The following is a 17,159-nucleotide window of genomic DNA, read 5'->3' as shown; positions in this document are numbered from 1 at the left end:
GGCAGGGAGGTGACGACGCCCCCGCCGCCTTGCCAGAGGGCTCCGGCCACGCGGATGGGGCGATACTGATGGTGACAGTCGCCCCGCCGCCGGGCCGGCCCGTACGCGGGCCCTGTTGGCGGGGACGCACCTTTGCCGATGCCTCCGAGGGGAGCCGTTCATGACCACGGCGAAAGACCTGTTCATCATCGCCATGGACCTGAAGCATTCCGTGGGACAGGGCGACCTGTCCCTCGCACTCGCGGGAGCCGAACTCATCGATCTCATCGGTGCGGGGACGGTCGCCGTGGACGGCGACCGCATCGTGCCGGGCGGACAGCCGACGCAGGACGACCGGTTCCTGAGCGAGGCCGCCGCAGGACTCGCCCGGCAGGCACCCTACGAGCGGATCGAAGACTGGCTGTGGCGCCGCGGCCGAGACCTCTCGGCCGCGTACCAGGCCGCCCTGGAGGAGAACGGTGAGCTGAAGCCGCAACGAAGCGGTCGGCTGCCCTTCGGCCCGGAACGCATGGAACCGGTCGATACGCCCGCGCGCCGCCGTGCAACCGACCGCTGGAAAGAGAAGGAACCCGTCCTGGCCGCCCTCGCCTCGGTCGTGGGGATCGACGACGAACGGTCCGACGACGAGCCCGCCCTCGATGACGAGGCGGTGACGACCGTGCTGGCCGCCGTCCACGACGCGGTGATGGAACTGGAGGCCGTACGCCAGCGGCGGACCATCGAAAACGCGGCCTTCGCCAACCTCTGGCGCGGACCGTGAGCCGAGGCCGCCTCCGCTGGCTCGGTCATGCCTGACGGCGACGCGGTCGCACGACCGTCGGGCGGCGCCGGGGCCGGAGAAGCCCCGGCGAGCCGAAGGTCGGCGTGTCCGAACCAAGGCCGGCCTCCGTCATAGGGTGAATCGCTCACGTGGTGGACAGGTGGACAGGAGCTGCAAGATGCCCGAGGCGACGGTGGCCGAGGTGATGGCCGAGCTGGCCGAACTCGAGGATCCCCGGACACGCGAGGCGAACGAGAAGCACGGTGACGATCACGGTGTGAACCTCGGCAAGCTGCGCGCGCTCGCGAAGCGGCTGAAGACGCAGCATGAACTCGCCTGCGAGCTCTGGGAGACGGACCACACCTCGGCGCGACTCCTTGCGCTCCTGATCTGCCGCCCGAAAGCATTCGGGCGTGACGAGCTGGATGCCATGCTGCGCCAGGCGCGCACACCCAAAGTGCACGACTGGCTCGTGAACTATGCGGTGAAGAAGAACCCCTACGCCGAAGAGCTGCGTCTTGCCTGGTTGGCCGATGCGGATCCCGTGGTCGCCAGCGCCGGCTGGGCGCTGACCGTCGAGCACGTGGCGAAGAAGCCGCAGGGCCTGGACCTGGCGGGACTGCTCGACGTCATCGAGGCGCAGATGAAGGACGCCCCCGACCGCCTGCAGTGGGCGATGAATCACTGCCTGGCGCAGATCGGGATCGAGCACGCCGAGTACCGCACCCGTGCCATCGGCATCGGTGAGCGCCTGGAGGTCCTCAAGGACTACCCGACGTCCCCGGGCTGCACGTCTCCCTACGCGCCCAGCTGGATCACCGAAATGGTGCGCCGAAAGGAACAGAGCTGATCGCAGTCGCGGTCGCGGTCCGCCGCTTGCCCCCAGCATCGGGCGCTTTCGGGGACGACGGGTCCCCGAACCCGCCGCTGCAACCCGGTGTCGAGAACCGCCTGGGCTGCCCGGCGGGCGTGGAGCGCGGCCTCGGTGTCGCCGGTGAAGGTGGCGATGGCCATCGCTCCGTCGAACCGCACCGCCAACTGCGCCCCCACCGCATCCGCGTCGCGCACGCCCGCCTTGGCCACCAGAGCGGTCACGAGCTCTCGCACGGCCTGCTTGTAGCCCGCCACGGCGGCCTCGGTACCCAACGCGACCAACAGGTGCGATTTACCGGTGCCCGAGTCGCTTACTGATGGTTTCGGAATGAGATCCGGAGGCAGCGAGGCACAGGCGGTGCAGCCGGTTGAGGCGAGGGTCTGTCCGGCTTGCCCCATGCGGCTCTGTCTCACGGCTTGCCCGTCCGGGCTGGGCGCCGTGCACCGTGTGTTCATGGATCGATTCGTGGGTCAGGCCCGCCTCGAATGGTGGGCCAATCATGCGACGTGCCTCGAGAAGTACGACATTGACATCACTGTTGCTGTCGACGCGGTCGGCACGTGGCGGGCAACCGGTCGGCATGCCAAGGCCCTCGACACGACCCAGCGCGAGAGTTGGGACTTCCTCATGGAGATGGACCCCTACTTCTCTATTGTGTTTCCCGGCGAGGACGGCGGCGGGAGCTTGGTGAGAGTCTTCGAGGCAGAGGATGGAACTCTCACGCTCACGGAGGCGCCGGACGGGGGTCGGTGAACATCACCTTCGACCTCCCCTGAGTTCAGCCCCCAGGGACGGGAATCGGCTTTGCCGCCTTGCCACCGCCTCCGGCATGTCGCTCCTCGCTGATCTCTCAGAATGAAGTTCGCAGACGCCGAAGGCATATGAGGCTGCAGGCCAGTTCGAGCAGGCCCTGGTGCAGATCCGCGCGTCGTTCGCAGACGGCGGTACTTGTCGAAGTCGTAGCCCCGATCGGCATACAGACGCCGGGACTTGTGGCGTGGGCGTCCCAGTCCCGCAGCCGGCGTCAGGCCGTCACCCCGGAGCAGCCCACGGTCTCGGCCGGAACATCGCGCCAAGCGACACCAGTCCGCAGCACGTACATGACGCCCGCGAAGGCCGCCCGGTCCGGAACCCGAAGTCGCCCCGGGTAGCGACGGGGGAAGCGGCTGAAACGGGGAGTGGCATGTGTGTGCCGCCCGGCGTGGACGACATCTTGGCGCAACTGCGCACCACGCGGCGCCTGCGTGCTCGGGGCCGCTCCACCCTGCTGCGATCCGCACACGGGCTGTTCGCCAAGGCCCTTGTCGGGCCCGATCGCTGCCGTCAGGCGCCCGCCTCCTGCTTACCCGCGATGCCTCATCTGCGCAGGTCGCCCCTCGTGGCAGCTCGCTCGGAACCAACCGGCGAGAAAAGTGATCAATACACGTGTAGGCACTGAACGGCCCGATGCTGTTCGAGAACGGGAGTCTTGAGTTGAGGTTCACGGTCCATCCCCTGTTGTCCGGCAGACCCGCTGTGGCTGTGTTGGCCGCGGTCAGTATCACCGCGGGGGTGCTGATCGGCCGGGAGGGGCTGCGCACTGTGGTGGGCTGCGGCGCGCCCGACGACCCCTACCCCTCCCACACCGCGGCGGACTGGAAAGCGGGCGCGGACCACGTGGTGGTGGCGGTGCCGGCCTCCGAGCGGGAGAGCAACAGGCAGGACGTCGCCAAGGGGGCGGTGCGGTACACCGTCGACCGGGCGGTGACGTTCCGGAAGGAGAAGGTGCTGTGGTCCGCTGCCACCCCTCGGCATGAGCTGGGCACCGAGTTCGACATGACCGCCCCGGGCTGGTCGGTGTACCGCAACGGCAAGCGGATCAAGGGCACCGCCCCGGATGCGCCCCGGCTGGAGACCGGTCACACCTACGTCCTCGCCCTGCGCTGGGACGCCGACCAGTGGATTGTCCTGGGCGAGGGCGCGGCCGTGCCGTTCGACGACCATGTGGCGGGGCGAGGGGAGTGGTGCGGCCAGGTGCTGAGCGAGGACGACTTCGCCAAAGGCGAGCGGTTCTCGCAGAGCGACGACCACAGTCTGGAGCAGGCCGTGCACGGACAGGACGAACATGCCATCTCCCGCGAACTCGAGAAGGCGAGCAGCAGGAAGGGGCCGTAGCCCGGCTCGGCGAACGCACCGGGCCGGCCGTCAGCTCCCTCGCGGAGAGCCTCAGGCAGACGGTCCCGGAGTGACACCGGAGTGCGCCCCGGGCCGCCGCAGCGGTGTCCCGTCGATCTCATGGCGCCACATGATGTCGGTGACCCGGCTCCACCGCTCCGGCAAGATGGCGCCGGTACGTACTGGAGGGCAGCCCCAGCCGCCGGGCGGCGGCCTCCCGGGTGGACGCCCCGTCGACGAACGCGGCCAGGGCGGCGGGATGGCTCCTCTCGCCGCCCCGCTCCAGCGGGAGACGGCGGATGGCGTTGCGGAGTACGTCCTCCAGCGACATGGCGTGAGCCCGTACCAGGCGGCTGCTCTGTAGAGGGCTGAGGGCCAGTTCGTCGGGCCAGCGCAGCGTGCGCAGCGCGGAGGGGGCCGCGGCGGTGAACTCGGCATGTGTCATGACGAGGGTGTCACTGCCCTGCCCTGCCCGCCGGCGGTCGCGGTGGGGTCCGCGGGAGCGGCGCCGAGCATCTCGTCGGTCTTCTCCGCCAGCCAGGAGGCCGTGGGCAGAGGGCGCCAGTCATGGGCGGACAGCTGGTAGCGGTGACCCCCGACCTCCACCGTGGTGTCGAGGGGCCGCACGTCGCAGTGGAGCGAACATCTCCCCCGCCTCCAGGCGCAGCCTTTCGCGGAAGGCCCGCCGCTCAGTCGTGCTTGGGCCAGGTCGGTCCCTGGTCGGTCCAGATGACGCCCTTATTGCGGCACAGGCAGAAGGGGTGGCCGATCGGGTCGGTGTAAACCTGCCAACCGTAGCCGTTGGGGCCGATGAAGTCCTGCTGTAGCGTCGCGCCGAGGCCGAGGACACGGCGCTGCTCGGACTCGATCTCGTCGACTTCGAAGTCGAGGTGGAACTGCTTGGGGTGCTCGCTGTCGGGCCATTGCGGAGCGCGGTAGTCGTCCACCCGGATGAATGCCAACTCGATCTCGCCGAACTGGATGCCGGCCCAGTCCTGGGAGCTGCCTTCCTTGATCGGACGGCCCGTCACCTCGGAGTAGAAAGCCGCCAGCTTCATCGTGTCCGGGCAGTCGATGATGAAATCGGTGAGTCGCAACATCCCGCGATGTTGTCACAAGCTCACACCAGAATTCGAGACAGACCCTGAGCAGCTTCACTGAGGTGCGGATCAGCAGGGTAGTTCCGGTCAGGGAAACTGCCTATCGCCACAGGCGGTGGCGCCTCTAGCCTGTCGGCCATGCACCAGCATCGAAGGCGCGATCGGCGGCCAGCCCGCCGCGCGGGGCCGGTACCAGTGCGGCAGCAGGCTCCGGCCTTCGTGGCCGAGGGAACTGCTGTCGTACTCGTGGGCTACTTCTCCGGTAAGCAGAAGGACTTCGCCGTGTTGATGGACACTGCGGCCCAACAGGTGGAGAAGCACGGTGTGCGCGTCGTGGGCCGTATCGTGCAACGGCGCGGTGTCTCGGACGGCGGGGCCAGGAAGATGGCCCTTCCCTACTCTTCGCGGACTCTCCTGAGCGATGGAAAGGTCCGCGAAACAGCCGCACTCTGTGAACAGACCCAGGCCGACGCTGCCCTTTTCCTGACCTCCCTGACGGAGCGCCAGCGTCGCGTACTGACGGGAACACTCGGCTGCCCCGCTGTGAATCTGGCCGACGTAATAACAGCCGACTGATCCAGCCGTCACTCAGTGGGGAGTGCCCCGGCAGTGGGCCATACCTGCACGAGCGTACGTTCGCGGCCGGAACCGCCGTCATCCGCAGCGCTTACCGCGAGGGTTTACCCCGGCTCAACCCCGGGGTGGACGACCAGGCTGTGGCCCGCTGGGAATCTTCTGGAGGCGCCGCGAAGGGCGGCGCATTACGCGGAGAACCGCGAAAGAAACAGGGGGAACAACATGGCAGTCACCAAGGCACACGTCGCCATCGCGGCGGCAGGCGGGGTGCTCATGCTCGTCACCGGCGTGGGCACCGCCCAGGCAGGACCGGCAGCGCCGGCAGCCCCGCGCTTCGCCCAGCAGGCCCAGTCCGCGCACCTGACCAGTGCTCAGACCACCGCGCTGCAGGCAGACGTGGACCGCTACCTGGCCAAGACCGGCGGGACCCAGACCGCCCTCAACAAGATCGACCTCAAGGAGAAGGGCGAGATCCTCGTCGCCCTGCCCGGCGAGGCCCGCCCGCGCGACTTCGCCTCCGGCAACGGCACCCGCATCGCCGCTGACCCCTGCCTGGACGTTCCCGGAGTGTCCGGGAACTTCTGCGCCTACCAGCGCGACAACTTCCAGGGCACCATCATCAAGATGCGCCAGTGCAACACCAAGTACTACGTCTCCACCTGGGGCAGGGGCGGTTCCTGGGTCAACGACCAGACCCGCAACCTGGAAAGCCGCCGGGCCCGGATGTACAACCCCAGCGGCGGCCTGGTCTACAAGACGCCGCGCGCCTACAGCTCCGATGCCCATGGCGACTGGATGCCCGTCCGCTACGTCATCCCCTGCGGCTAGGCCCCTCCCGCAACGGCGCTCCCGACCCCGCCCCGGGCCGGGAGCGCCGCACCACACAGCACCGCACCGGGCAGACCACGGCCGCCCCGGATAGGGGTTCTTCAAAGACCAGCCAACCGGGGTGAGGGATCGAGTGGAGTCGCAGGAGCATTCCCAGAAAGGGCGCGGCCCGACAACGGCCCGAGCAATGAGCGCGACGACACAGCCGGGCACCTCACCGAAGATGCGAAATTCTCAGTAGCGGGCGTCACCGAACCGCTCGATCGCCTCCAGGATGGCGTCCCGCATCGCAGGGCTGCCCGTATGGCCCGACTCGTCGATCACCTTCAGCTCCGCATCCGGCCACGCCCCGGCCAGCTCCCACGCGGTCTTCAGCGGGCTCCCCAGATCGAGCCGGCCGTGAATCAGCACGCCCGGGATCCCGGCCAACCGGCCTGCCTCGCGCAGGAGTTGCCCGTCCTCGATCCAGGCGTCGTGGGCGAAGTAGTGCGCGCAGATCCGGACGAAGGCCATCAGCGCATCGTCGGGCCGGTCGCTGTACGCGCCGGGCCTGCCCAGTGCCTCGTGGGCGATGACGGCGTCTTCCCAAGCACACCAGTCCCGCGCGGCCTTGATCCGGACTGCCTCGTCCGTGCTGTTCACGAGCCGGTTGTAGGCGGCCACGAGGTTGCCGCCCCGCTCTGCTCGCGGCAGTGCGTCACGGAAGGCTTCCCAGGCGCCGGGCAGCAGGCGCCCGACGCCGTGGTAGAGCCAGTCGGTCTCTTCGGGCCGGGTCATGGTGACGCCGTCGATGACGATCGCGGAGACCCGTTCGGGGTAGCGCTCGGCATAGGCGAGAATCAGCGTCGAGCCCCAGGAACCGCCATACAGGAGCCAGCGCTCGATGCCCAGGTGCTCGCGCAGGCGCTCCATGTCATCGATCAGGTGCCCGGTGGTGTTGTGCTCGAGACTGACCGCCGGATCCGAGGCGTGCGGGCGGCTCTCACCGCAGCCCCGCTGATCGAACAGAATGATCCGGTAGACCTCGGGGTCGAACATCTGACGGCTGCCACGGCGGCCCCCGCTGCCGGGACCACCGTGTACGCACAACGCCGCTTTCCCCTCGGGGTTGCCGCTGGTCTCCCAGTAGATCCGGTTGTCGTCCCCGACATCCAGGAGACCGTGTGCATACGGTTCGACGGGCGGAAATGGCCGGGGCATGGCGGTTCCCTCCTCAATTACGCAGAACAATCCCGCGAGATTAGCCGATTTGCCCTGAACAGCGTCTGCCGATCCCTCCCCAGCCGGGGCAGCGAACAACCCGGGCGCAGCCGGCCCAGCAGAGTGGGGTGTGGCGATGTCCTCTCACGGCGCTGAGGAGCGGCCCGGGCTCTGCCCGGTCCGCCGGGCTCAGTACCATCCACGGATGTCCTGGATACGGCGTCGTACGCGCACAAAGGAACCGGCAGCGAAGCGGCTGCCCGACCTGGAGTTTCTCGGCCTGGTCAGGTCCGGGCTCGAGGCGTTCGCGCCCGGCGTGACGCAGGGCGCCCAGCTCAAGGGGAACTCGTTGATCAGCCCGCAGGGTTGGGCCGTGGCCGTGGCCCCGCCGCATCACGGGGGTACCCACCATTACGACCTGGTCGCGCTGCCGGATGCCGGTCTCCAGCCGGACGTGCCGTGCTTCTTGGACTGTGTCGAGTCGATGTCCGGCGATCCGCAGGACGCGGCGGACACGTGGGTGCACACCGCGGGCGCCTGCCTGCTGGAACTCCTCGACGGGCGCGCACACTTCGCGGACCGTGCGGGCCCTGACGACGAGTGCGGGGTGCCCGGCTGGCACGTGATCACCTCGGGCGCGGTCGGTCTCGGGCGCGACGCCGAGGTGAGCCAGTGGCTTCAGGGTGCGTTGTCGGAAGCCAACGTGTTGCGCCGGATCGCGGACTCGTTCACCGCGGATCTGGAATCGCCCTTCTTCAGTGGTGTCAAGGTTTTCTACGGCGGCAGTCCCGGCGCGATGCAGGCCGAGGTCCGCGTCAACGGTGAGCGGCACGAGGCCGCATCGGCAGCGCTGGCATCGCTCGGGTTGCCGGAGCCGACGGCGTTCACGGCAGTGCGCTTCTACGCGCTGCTGCTTCCGGTCGCGGCGGGCGGGGGTGAGCCGAGCTACCCGGCCGCTCCCCGGCTCGGTCTCTCTCCGGCCACCGGGCAGACCAATGGCCACAGTCACAGCCACAACGCCTGCGACGGCTACGACCCGCAGCATCCCGGCTTCGACCTGGACCTGCCCCACCTGATTGCCGAGCTCCCGGAGGAGGAGCGCAGGCGCCGCGTGAAGTCCGACACCGGCGCGATCATGACCGCGGAGGGGGTCGGCAACTTCCTCAAGGTCCGCCTGCCGATCCGTCTGGACGACGGACGCACGGTGAACTATCTCGCCTGGGTCTACCTGCAGGCAGCCGTGATCGATGACTTCGTGCAGCGCGTCCACAACGACCAATTGGCCGGCCACCGCTTCGAGGGCCTGTTCTGCAATGCCATCAGCCCCTGGGGCGACGCCCTGCTGCGCGCCCCCGTCGTCCTCGGCGGTCAGCGCATCAACGAGAACGGCTCGATCCGCCGCAGCGAAGTCCTGGAATCCGGCCACCCCCTGCTCAGCAAGGTCCTGAAGGACACCTGGCCCGCCGGCCTCATCCTCGGCAACCGCTTCCCGCAACCGCCGTCAAACTGAAGCGCCGGCAGGGTGCCCGGGCGCACCCGGACGCACCTCACCACATGTCGGAAGCGCAGTGACGGCTGCTCCCTAAACCTCGCCGGTCACGCGGAGTTCACTCAAAACTCTCGTTTGTTGAAGTGCCAACTGTGGGAATGAAAAGGCTTGTTGAGACGGAAGTGTCATCCCCCCGCAGGAGGCCCCCATGCGTCGTCGACTGACCGCCCTCGCCGTGAGCGCCGCATCCCTCACCCTGGGACTGGGCGTAGCCGCCACCCCCGCCCTGGCCGTACCCGCCGACAAGGCGCAGGTGCTCAGCAGGTGGACCCAGACCGACGCGGGCAGTTACAACGCCTGGGTGTCGGCCAACGGGAACCAGGGGGCCTGGAGCGCCTACCAGTTCAACTGGTCCACCGATTACTGCTCCACCTCGCCCGACAACCCCCTGGGCTTCCCCTTCAAGACGGCCTGTGCCCGCCACGACTTCGGCTACCGCAACTACAAAGAGGCAGGGACCTTCAACGCCAACAAAGCGCGTATCGACAGCGCCTTCTACGAGGACCTGAAGAGGGTGTGCGCGAGATACAGCGGTGCGACGAAGACCACGTGCAACGGGACGGCCTGGACCTACTACCAGGCCGTCGACAAGCTCGGCTTCTCCGGTGTGGTGGGAGACAGGGCCGCCGCCTGACCGGCCGCACCGTGGCAGCGTGCTCCGCCCGCGTCACCGCACGCAAGCCGTCGCACGAGGACCGTGGTCACGCTCACTCGATCCGCTGAGATCCCGTCCGGGCGACTCGGCGACGTCTTGCAACATCGTCAGCTGCTTGCGTACGGCTTCCAGGTCTGCATCGTCGAGGTCTGCGAGGGCAAGCGCGGGACCCTGGCTGCCCGCCTCTGCGAGGGCACGTCCGTTCGGTCCGTAGATCGCGCTTGTCCCGCAGAATTCCCGGGGGCCGTGCGGTCCCGTGAAGTTGGCGAACAGGACGTAGAAGGTGTTCTCGAGGGCGCGTGCCGGGAAGTAGACCGAGCGGCGGTGGTCAGAATCCCCGCGGGTGAACGCACCGCCGCAGAGGTAGGCGTCCGCTCCCGCAAGGGCGGCCGCACGGGCGTGCTCCGGGAAGCTCGCGTCGTGGCAGATCCCGATGGCCAGCCGCCAGCCGTCCACCACAAGGGTGTGGCATCCCGCCGTTCCCGGGTCGAAGATTTCCCTTTCCCGGGCTTCGAGGTGCTGTTTGTCGTAGACCGCTGCTGTGCGTCCTTGCTGATCGATGACGAGTGCGGAGATGGCCGACTTCCGGCCGAAGGCTCTGGGGGCGCCCACGATGGCCGTGACCCCGGAAGCACGGCAGGCTGCCCGGATCACTTCCAGCTCCGCGCCCTGTGGGTCAACGGCTCGGGCGGGCAGTGAGGCACGGAGCCATGCCGGCTCGTACCCGGTCAGGGACAGCTCGGGGAAGAGCAGAGCGCGTACTCCCTCCTCTCCTGCGGCCTTCACCACAGATGCCGCCTCCAAGGCATTATGGGCAACGTCTCCGGGGCGGGCCTGTGTCTGGGCGACGGCCACCCGCAGGGGTGCTCGGTTCGGGGGCAACGCGGTGTTCATCATCGGGCCCTTCGTGGCTGTGGGGTGGGTGTCCGGCAGTGGTTCAGCCGTTGAGCCGTTGGCTCAGGAAGAACGCGGTGATTCCGATGGCCGCGGCGAGAAGGAACTTCTTGGAGATGACTCCCGCGGTGAACGTGGCGATGCCGCCGATCAGGTAGAGGTTCGATGCCGTCAGCTCGATGCCCTTGCCCGAGGGCGCGAGAACGGCAGGAAACACCAGCGCGGCCAGGACCGCGGGCGGTGTGTAGTTGAGCAGTGTCTTCACCACCGCTGGCATCTCGCGGTCGGCGAAGGCGGCCAGAGGCAGGTACCGCGGCAGGAAGCTGCACAGCCCCATGCCCAGGATCAAGAGCGTCATGGTCATTTCGAACTCTCCATACCTTTGGTGTTCTCCGGCTCTTCGGCGGCCCCTGTCAGGCAGGCGGCGCCTCGTCGTGTCTGGATCCCTTCGTCGCGTATTCACATGCGGTGCCGACGCCCGCGCCGACCACGGTGGCCAGCACGACTCCCAGGTTGTAGGGCAGCGCGTGCGCCAGCATCACGGTCAGTCCGGCCGTGCAAATGACGGCGGCCACACGCCAGTTGGCCAGCCCGGTCGCGAGCATGGCGACGAACATCGCCGTCATCGGGAAGTCGAGTCCGAGTTCCTGCACATCGGGCACGGCCGAGCCAAGGAGCATGCCCAGGGCCGTCGACAGCATCCACGTGACGTACATGACGCCGGAGGCGCCGAGAAAGTACAGGTGTTTGTTGCGGGTGAGTTCGCCCTTCCTGAGCCGTTCGATGGCCACGAAGAAGACCGCGTCGATCAGCCCGAAGCCCAGAAGCACTCTCCACCGCTGCGGCACGTCCTTGACGTGCGGGATCAGGATGGTCGAGTAGATCAACATCCGGAGCCCCAGAATGAGGGTCGTCAGAATGATCGTGAGCCAGCCCGCGTCGTCGGCTATCAGAGCGAAGCCGACGAACTGGGCCGTGCCTGAGTTCACGGCCATCGCCAGCCCCAGAGTGGACCAGGCGGACAGCCCGCTGGACAGGCCGAGCACGCCGCCGGCGATGCCCAGGGGTATCACTGAGGCAAGGAACGGGGCCATGCTTTTCGCCCCGGCGAGCAACTGCCGGCGCGGGGTGAAAGCCGTCATGGCCTGCGGTGTGCCTGCGGTACTCATCGTCAGCCCACCTTCGTTTCCTCGATCTTCGACGTGCGGGCGTGGCCCGCCCGGCAGGAAGGTGGCCGGGGCTCCGGCCGGTCCCGGCATCAGCGCGTGTCGCCGGCTGCTTCCCGCCACCGGTCGAGCACCAGGGCGGCGACAGCGTCCGCAGCCGTACGGCAGAAGTAGTGGCCGCCTGTGCCGACCTCGGCGAGGCGTGGTGCATCGGCGAACAGCGACCACTGCTCGTAGCGCTCTTGGTGGCCCTGGGTCAGGGGGTCGTCCGTGGTGTAGACGGCCGTGATCGGGGCGCTGATCTTCGCGCTCGGGCCGTGCTCGAGCGCCCTGAGCAGGTAGCCGTTGGCGGAAGTGGAATCGTGGCGGACCACGCCTGCGAGGAACGCCGTCTGGGCGGGGCGCAGGGCGTCGAGCCCGGCGAGAGCGGTCTCGTCGGCCAGCCAGCGGACGATGCCCTCGTCCGTCATCGCGGCCACCTCGTCCAGGCCCGTGCGGGTGTCCTCGGCGGAGTGCAGCAGCTTGCCGCCCGTGAAGACGTGTGCCGGTCGGGTGCCGCCCGCCTCGAGGAGACGGGCGGTCTCCACTGCGAGGGCGGAGCCCACGCAGTGGCCCCAGAGCATGACCGGCCGCCCGGCGAGGGTGTGCCCGATCTCGTGGACCACCCGCTGCGCCGCGTCCTGCACCGACACGAAGGGTTCCTCCGGCCGCCCGCCGTCGTGGCCGGGAAGCTCCACACCGAACACGGCGACGCCGTTGTCGGCCTTGTCCAGTGCCGTGGCCAGCGGCTCGAAGTTGATGGCGTTGCCGCCCGCGTACGGGAAGCAGACCAGGGCGCAGTCGGCTCCGGACGGATCGGCCGAAAGGGGCTGCAGCAGGTTGTGCCCCTGCGTCTGGCTGCCGCTGTTCTCGTCCAAGCGGGTCTGGGCGACGTCGCACAGCGGTTGCAGGATGGAGTTGCGCATCAGGTCGGTCAGCGAAACCAGCCCGTCCAACTCCATGATCACGCGCATCGCCGACAGCGAACTGCCGCCCAGCGTGAAGAAGTTCTGGTCGAGCGTGATCTCGTCGAGCGGGACATCGAGCACCTTCGACCAGGCTGCGGCGATGCGCCTCTGGACTTCGCTGGCCGGTCGGCGGTGTGCCGACGGCCCGGCGGATACGGCGCTCCGCGGCGTCCCGGAACGGCCGAACGTGCGGCGGCTGCGCTGCTCAAGGCTGCCCAGCACGTCGATGCTTTCGGTCGTGCGGCGTCCGTACAACCCGGTCGTCACCGGTGGAGCAGCCGCGTCCCCGGCCACGAGAACGACCTCGCCGCGGGTGGCGAAGGGGGCCGGCAGGCCGTGTGCGTCGAGGATCCGTGCGCGGTAGGACCGTGTCCCGTCGGGCACGAACTGCTCCAGTTCGGCGGGCAGGGGCTGCTCGCGCTCTGCCGTGTCGAGCGCGAGCTGTTCCTCCTCGGGAAGGAGCACGGCGAGCTGGTGGGCGGCTGCGGGATCTGCCGTCATGTGCTCGAACGCGGCGATGTAGTACGCGCCCATCCTCTGTATCTGCCACGGTTCGAAGAGGTGCGCGTGGTAGTGCAGGCACAGCCGCACCTCATCGGTGCGGAAGTGGCGCGAGTATTCGGCGCGGAGCACGAACTCCGTCTCGGAGTTGGCCCGCACGTCCAGGAGCGAGAAGCCCTCGATCGCTTCGAGCTGCTTGAGCAGATAGAAGTGTGTGAAGTTGAAGGCCGTCTCGAAGAGCGCTGCCTGTGTGCCCAGGTCGTGCTTCATCTGGGCCATCGGATAGCGCCGTGCGGGCAGCAGGTCGGTCTCGGACCGGTAGACCTGGCGGATGAGATCCGCCCATGAGCCGTCGTCCATCCGTGCCCGGAACGGCACCGTGTTCAGGAACAGGCCGATCGCCCGGGTGGCGTCCTCGGCTTCGGGTCGGCCGCTGTGCTCGTAGCCGGTCATGACGTCCCGCTCCCCCGCGATCAGCGCGAGGACTTTGGTGTGTGCGGCCATCGCGACGTTCTTGACCGGGACGGACAGCTCGTTGGCCAGGGCGACGATGCGGTCCGAGAGGCCGTGCGGGAACTGCACCTCGTGGAAGAGCACGGGGAAGATGTCCGGGTCCGGGGAGACCTTGGTCCGGGGCAGCTCGGTGAAGGGGCTGCCCTCGAGCAGTTGGGCCCAGTAGGCGCGGTGCTCCTCGTTTTGCAGCGACTCCCGTTCGAGCGCGACGTAGGTGCGTGCGTGGTTGTCGAGGGGGGCGTCCGGGAGCGGCCGGCCCTCGCGCAGCCGGTAGTAGGTGTCGAAGAGCGTGGTGTGGACCAGGGTGATGCTCCAGCCGTCGAGGGCGGAGTTGTGCTGGCTGAGCGAGTAGCGGAACAGGTCGTCGCTCAGGATGTGCACGTGCAGCCGTACGAGGCCGGGCCGGGCCCAGTCGAACTGGCTGTGCTTCTCCTCCTCGGCCCAGGTGCGGTACCAGTCGTCCTGTTCCTTGCCGGTCTTGGCGCGGAGGTCGGCGATGGTGAGCGGAAGCGGCGCGTGTTCGTGCACGAACTGCAGGTACTCGCCGTAGCCGGTGAGGTGGTAGCTGGTCCGGAAGACGGGGTTGCGGTCCACCACGATCCGCACGGCCCGCTCGAAGCATTCGGCATCGAACGAGCTCTGGATGAGGTAGCTGATGATGTCGTGGTATTCGGCGGTGCCGTGGGACAGCTCGCTCTGGAACACCAGACCGGCTTGCAGCTGGGTCATGGGATAGGCGTCCTCGATCCCGGCGGGGATCTTCGCCCGGTCCTGTGCGGACAGCAGCTCGAACGGCTCGAAGGTGCGCGCCGCGGGAGCGTGCACGGAGGTCGGGCCGGCCAGGCTTGCGGCCAGTTCGGCAACGGTGGGGTTCTGGAAGAACTGCTGGAAGGTGAAGTCGAGGCCGGCCGCGCGGGCCTTGGCCAGCACGGTGACGAAGTGGATCGAGTTGCCGCCCAGGGCGAAGAAGTTCTCGTGCACGCCGACCTGGTGGGAGCCGAGCACTTCTGTCCAGATGCGGGCCAGGTCGGCTTCCTGCGGCGTCCGCGCGGCGACGTACTCGACGCCATCGCGCGCGGGCGGTGCGGGCTCGGGCAGGGCCCGGCGATCCAGCTTGCCGTTCGGGGTGAGCGGGAAGGCGTCCAGCGTGACCAGCCGGGCCGGGATCATGTATTCGGGCAGCGTGCGGGCCAGGTGATGTTTGAGTACGGCCTCCGCGACCGGCTCGGGGGACACCGCATAGCCGCAGAGGGAGGTCTGTCCGTCGTCCTGCGGGCGGGCGATGACCACGGCGTCCTGCACCGAGGGGTGCCGGCGCAGCCGCTCCTCGATCTCGCCCAGTTCGATGCGGTAGCCGCGCACCTTGACCTGGTGGTCGATGCGGCCCAGGTATTCGATCGAACCGTCCGCAAGCCATCGGGCGAGGTCGCCGGTGCGATAGACACGCTCCTCGCCGGCCAGCGGAGCGGCGACGAATCGTTCGGCGGTCAGTTCGGGGCGGTGCAGGTATCCGCGGGCCAGCGGGACACCGGCGATGCACAGCTCCGCGGGAATGCCGACCGGCTGCGGGCGCAGGTCCGAATCGAGCATCAGGATGCGGGTGTTGTCGATCGGCCGGCCGATGGGCACCCGGGTCTGTGTGCCGTCACAGGCGTAGTGCGTGACGTCGACCGCCGCTTCGGTGGGCCCGTACAGGTTCACCAGACGGGCGTCGGCGGCGATCTGGGCGAAGCGCCGTGCGTGCTGGGGGGTCAGTGCCTCGCCGCTGGCGAAGACCTGTCGCAGCGAGGCCAGTCGGTCCTGTTGCCCCGCTGCCAGGACGTAGTCCAGGAACGCGCCGAGCATGGAGGGCACGAAGTGCAGGGTGGTGACAGCGTGCCGCTGCACCGCGGTGAGCAGGGCCTGCGGGTCACGTTCGGCGCCCGGCGCGGGCAGGCACACCGACGCGCCCTCGAACATCCACCAGAAGAGCTCCCACACCGAGACGTCGAACGATGTCGGGGTCTTCTGCAGGATCACGTCGCCGGAGGTGATCGGGTAGGCCTTCTGCATCCAGGCGATCCGGTTGACCGCCGAGCGGTGCTCGATCTGCACGCCTTTCGGGTTGCCGGTCGATCCCGACGTGTAGATGACGTAGGCGAGGTCACGGGAGGTGCCGCCGACCGGCGGCGTGCTCGCCTGCGGTGCGTAGCTGGCCTCGTCGCCCAGATCCACGACCGCCGCGCCCGCAGCCACGAGGTGCAGGTGCCGGGGCTGGGTGAGCACGAGGCGGGCGGCACTGTCCTGGAGGATGTAGGCGATGCGCTCGCGGGGATTGGAGGGGTCGACCGGCAGATAGGCGCCGCCGGCTTTGAGGACCGCGTAGATGGCCACGAGCATCTCCGGCGACCGGTCGGCCAGCACGGCCACCAGATCCTCACGGCGGACCCCGCGGGCGCGCAGCGTGTGCGCCAGCCGGTTCGCCCGGGCGTCCAGTTCGGCGTAGGTGAGGCTGAAGTCGTCGCCCACGACGGCCACCGCGCCCGGGCTCGCCAGGACCTGGCGGCTGAACAGCTCGTCCAGGCGCACGCTGTCCTCGAAGGGCGCCTGCGTGCGGTTGGACTCGGCGATCAGTGTGCGATCGGCATCCGAGTGCAGGTCCAGGGCGGCCAGGGCCGCATCGGGGGCGTGGGCGGCCTGCCCGAGCAGGACAGCGCAGTGCGCAAGGAGCCGCTCGGCGGACTCGGGGCTCTGGCGGTCCCTCCGGTGCCGCAGCTCGAGGGCCAGGCCGGCGGGCTTGCGGACGAACGCGAAGACGCACCCGAAGGTGCTGCGGTCCGCCGCCCGCGTATCGCCCCCGACGGAGTCGACCAGGACCTCGGCGAAGGGGTGCTCGCCTTCCGGCACCCGCACCCCTGCCTCTTCGGCGAGCAGCTCGATCGGGAAGTCCTGATGCCGCAGTGCGGCCAGCAAGCGGGTCTTGACCAGACCCAGAAGGCCCCGCAGCGCGGTGTCCCGCGCGATCGGCAGGCGCAGCACCAGTGTGTCGGCGAGCGGCTCGGGGGCGCCCGCCACCGCTGCCGAGGGGACCGCCAGCACGACGTCCTCTGCGCCGGTGTAGCGCTGCAGGAGCGCGCCGATGGCGGCGATCAGTACGCAGTGCAGGGCGTCGTCCTGTCCCCGCGTCAGCTGCTCGAGACGCTGGGCCAGGGCGGGGTCCAGTTCGAGGGTGACCGTGGCGCGGGTCCCGCCGTGTGCGGCGGCGTTGATATCCAAGGGAAAGCCGGAGCGCTCGGGCAGGGCGGCGAGTTCGGCCCGCCAGAACGCACCCTCGCGCGGACGCTGTGCGGCGGCGACTTTGAGCTGGCCTCGGGTCTCTATGGATTGCATGGTGCCTTCCAGG

At 68.9% G+C, this 17,159-nt stretch carries 16 protein-coding genes and 2 pseudogenes; 8 read left to right on the top strand and 10 right to left on the bottom strand.

Features of this window, described 5'->3' with window-relative positions; translation table 11 throughout:
• The first annotated feature begins 160 nt into the window (after positions 1–160).
• Together ACWFR3_RS01155 and ACWFR3_RS01150 are read left to right on the top strand one after the other, a co-directional pair.
• Positions 161–760: a GOLPH3/VPS74 family protein gene (locus ACWFR3_RS01155; RefSeq protein ID WP_453732400.1), complete on the top strand. Its 600-nt coding sequence runs from the start codon at positions 161–163 to the stop codon at positions 758–760.
• A gap of 178 nt (positions 761–938) precedes the next feature.
• Complete coding sequence (locus tag ACWFR3_RS01150) at positions 939–1,610, top strand: DNA alkylation repair protein (protein ID WP_453732399.1); 672 nt, start codon at positions 939–941, stop codon at positions 1,608–1,610.
• A 236-nt stretch (positions 1,611–1,846) separates the two neighbouring features.
• On the opposite strand, the pseudogene ACWFR3_RS01145 reads toward ACWFR3_RS01150, so the two are convergent.
• A pseudogene (locus ACWFR3_RS01145) lies at positions 1,847–1,963 on the bottom strand (IS21-like element helper ATPase IstB); the annotation flags it as partial.
• 124 nt (positions 1,964–2,087) lie between these two features.
• On the opposite strand from ACWFR3_RS01145, the gene ACWFR3_RS01140 reads away from it, so the two are divergent.
• On the top strand, positions 2,088–2,387 hold the full coding sequence (locus ACWFR3_RS01140; RefSeq protein ID WP_453732398.1) for a hypothetical protein: 300 nt from the start codon (positions 2,088–2,090) through the stop codon (positions 2,385–2,387).
• 274 nt (positions 2,388–2,661) lie between these two features.
• On the opposite strand, the pseudogene ACWFR3_RS01135 reads toward ACWFR3_RS01140, so the two are convergent.
• A pseudogene (locus ACWFR3_RS01135) lies at positions 2,662–2,793 on the bottom strand (transposase); the annotation flags it as partial.
• 356 nt (positions 2,794–3,149) lie between these two features.
• Here ACWFR3_RS01135 and ACWFR3_RS01130 point away from each other — a divergent pair.
• Entirely contained in the window at positions 3,150–3,788 is a 639-nt protein-coding gene (locus ACWFR3_RS01130; RefSeq protein WP_453732397.1) for a hypothetical protein, read from the top strand.
• 118 nt (positions 3,789–3,906) lie between these two features.
• Here the strand turns inward: ACWFR3_RS01130 and ACWFR3_RS01125 are convergent, their stop codons facing one another.
• The 3 genes from ACWFR3_RS01125 to ACWFR3_RS01115 form a co-directional block, all read right to left on the bottom strand.
• Positions 3,907–4,233, bottom strand: a complete 327-nt coding sequence (locus ACWFR3_RS01125; protein WP_453732396.1) for a hypothetical protein — start codon at positions 4,231–4,233, stop codon at positions 3,907–3,909.
• Positions 4,230–4,415: a hypothetical protein gene (locus ACWFR3_RS01120; protein WP_453732395.1), complete on the bottom strand. Its 186-nt coding sequence runs from the start codon at positions 4,413–4,415 to the stop codon at positions 4,230–4,232. The genes ACWFR3_RS01125 and ACWFR3_RS01120 overlap by 4 nt, the downstream gene beginning before the upstream one ends.
• Positions 4,416–4,477: 62 nt before the next feature.
• Entirely contained in the window at positions 4,478–4,888 is a 411-nt protein-coding gene (locus ACWFR3_RS01115; protein ID WP_453732394.1) for a VOC family protein, read from the bottom strand.
• Positions 4,889–5,107: 219 nt separating this feature from the next.
• On the opposite strand from ACWFR3_RS01115, the gene ACWFR3_RS01110 reads away from it, so the two are divergent.
• Both ACWFR3_RS01110 and ACWFR3_RS01105 read left to right on the top strand, forming a co-directional pair.
• Positions 5,108–5,464 (top strand): hypothetical protein, encoded by a 357-nt coding sequence (locus ACWFR3_RS01110; RefSeq protein WP_453732393.1) that lies wholly within the window; start codon positions 5,108–5,110, stop codon positions 5,462–5,464.
• 222 nt (positions 5,465–5,686) lie between these two features.
• A complete protein-coding gene (locus ACWFR3_RS01105; RefSeq protein WP_453732392.1) occupies positions 5,687–6,292 on the top strand; it encodes a peptidase inhibitor family I36 protein in 606 nt (201 codons plus the stop codon).
• A gap of 234 nt (positions 6,293–6,526) precedes the next feature.
• On the opposite strand, the gene pip is transcribed toward ACWFR3_RS01105, so the two are convergent.
• Complete coding sequence (gene pip, locus ACWFR3_RS01100; RefSeq protein ID WP_453732391.1) at positions 6,527–7,492, bottom strand: prolyl aminopeptidase; 966 nt, start codon at positions 7,490–7,492, stop codon at positions 6,527–6,529.
• 205 nt (positions 7,493–7,697) lie between these two features.
• Here pip and ACWFR3_RS01095 point away from each other — a divergent pair, with 205 nt between their 5' ends.
• A complete protein-coding gene (locus ACWFR3_RS01095; RefSeq protein ID WP_453732390.1) occupies positions 7,698–9,002 on the top strand; it encodes a DUF6348 family protein in 1,305 nt (434 codons plus the stop codon).
• A 187-nt stretch (positions 9,003–9,189) separates the two neighbouring features.
• The gene (locus ACWFR3_RS01090; protein ID WP_453732389.1) at positions 9,190–9,675 is read left to right on the top strand and encodes a phospholipase; all 486 of its coding nucleotides are present in this window, start codon (positions 9,190–9,192) and stop codon (positions 9,673–9,675) included.
• A gap of 33 nt (positions 9,676–9,708) precedes the next feature.
• On the opposite strand, the gene ACWFR3_RS01085 is transcribed toward ACWFR3_RS01090, so the two are convergent.
• From ACWFR3_RS01085 to ACWFR3_RS01070, 4 genes are all read right to left on the bottom strand, one after another.
• Positions 9,709–10,590 (bottom strand): carbon-nitrogen hydrolase family protein, encoded by an 882-nt coding sequence (locus ACWFR3_RS01085; RefSeq protein ID WP_453732525.1) that lies wholly within the window; start codon positions 10,588–10,590, stop codon positions 9,709–9,711.
• A gap of 43 nt (positions 10,591–10,633) precedes the next feature.
• The gene (locus ACWFR3_RS01080) at positions 10,634–10,954 is read right to left on the bottom strand and encodes an AzlD domain-containing protein (RefSeq protein ID WP_453732388.1); all 321 of its coding nucleotides are present in this window, start codon (positions 10,952–10,954) and stop codon (positions 10,634–10,636) included.
• 49 nt (positions 10,955–11,003) lie between these two features.
• The gene (locus ACWFR3_RS01075) at positions 11,004–11,759 is read right to left on the bottom strand and encodes an AzlC family ABC transporter permease (protein WP_453732387.1); all 756 of its coding nucleotides are present in this window, start codon (positions 11,757–11,759) and stop codon (positions 11,004–11,006) included.
• Between the two features lie 89 nt (positions 11,760–11,848).
• Positions 11,849–17,146, bottom strand: coding sequence for an amino acid adenylation domain-containing protein (locus ACWFR3_RS01070; protein ID WP_453732386.1), 5,298 nt, complete (start codon positions 17,144–17,146; stop codon positions 11,849–11,851).
• Positions 17,147–17,159 lie beyond the last annotated feature (13 nt).

This window comes from Streptomyces sp. NPDC055189, from assembly GCF_053606765.1.
The sequence above is the reverse complement of the archived record's forward strand: the minus strand, read 5'-3'. Positions and strand labels throughout refer to the sequence as shown.

Excerpts from the sequence above, each read along its gene's own strand:
- ACWFR3_RS01150 (WP_453732399.1), top strand. The coding sequence starts at position 939 with ATGCCCGAGGCGACGGTGGCCGAGGTGATGGCCGAGCTGGCCGAACTC.
- ACWFR3_RS01115 (WP_453732394.1), bottom strand. The coding sequence starts at position 4,888 with ATGTTGCGACTCACCGATTTCATCATCGACTGCCCGGACACGATGAAG.
- ACWFR3_RS01090 (WP_453732389.1), top strand. The coding sequence starts at position 9,190 with ATGCGTCGTCGACTGACCGCCCTCGCCGTGAGCGCCGCATCCCTCACC.
- ACWFR3_RS01095 (WP_453732390.1), top strand. The coding sequence starts at position 7,698 with ATGTCCTGGATACGGCGTCGTACGCGCACAAAGGAACCGGCAGCGAAG.
- ACWFR3_RS01105 (WP_453732392.1), top strand. The coding sequence starts at position 5,687 with ATGGCAGTCACCAAGGCACACGTCGCCATCGCGGCGGCAGGCGGGGTG.
- ACWFR3_RS01080 (WP_453732388.1), bottom strand. The coding sequence starts at position 10,954 with ATGACCATGACGCTCTTGATCCTGGGCATGGGGCTGTGCAGCTTCCTG.
- ACWFR3_RS01085 (WP_453732525.1), bottom strand. The coding sequence starts at position 10,590 with ATGAACACCGCGTTGCCCCCGAACCGAGCACCCCTGCGGGTGGCCGTC.
- ACWFR3_RS01140 (WP_453732398.1), top strand. The coding sequence starts at position 2,088 with ATGGATCGATTCGTGGGTCAGGCCCGCCTCGAATGGTGGGCCAATCAT.
- pip (WP_453732391.1), bottom strand. The coding sequence starts at position 7,492 with ATGCCCCGGCCATTTCCGCCCGTCGAACCGTATGCACACGGTCTCCTG.
- ACWFR3_RS01125 (WP_453732396.1), bottom strand. The coding sequence starts at position 4,233 with ATGACACATGCCGAGTTCACCGCCGCGGCCCCCTCCGCGCTGCGCACG.
- ACWFR3_RS01155 (WP_453732400.1), top strand. The coding sequence starts at position 161 with ATGACCACGGCGAAAGACCTGTTCATCATCGCCATGGACCTGAAGCAT.
- ACWFR3_RS01075 (WP_453732387.1), bottom strand. The coding sequence starts at position 11,759 with ATGAGTACCGCAGGCACACCGCAGGCCATGACGGCTTTCACCCCGCGC.
- ACWFR3_RS01070 (WP_453732386.1), bottom strand. The coding sequence starts at position 17,146 with ATGCAATCCATAGAGACCCGAGGCCAGCTCAAAGTCGCCGCCGCACAG.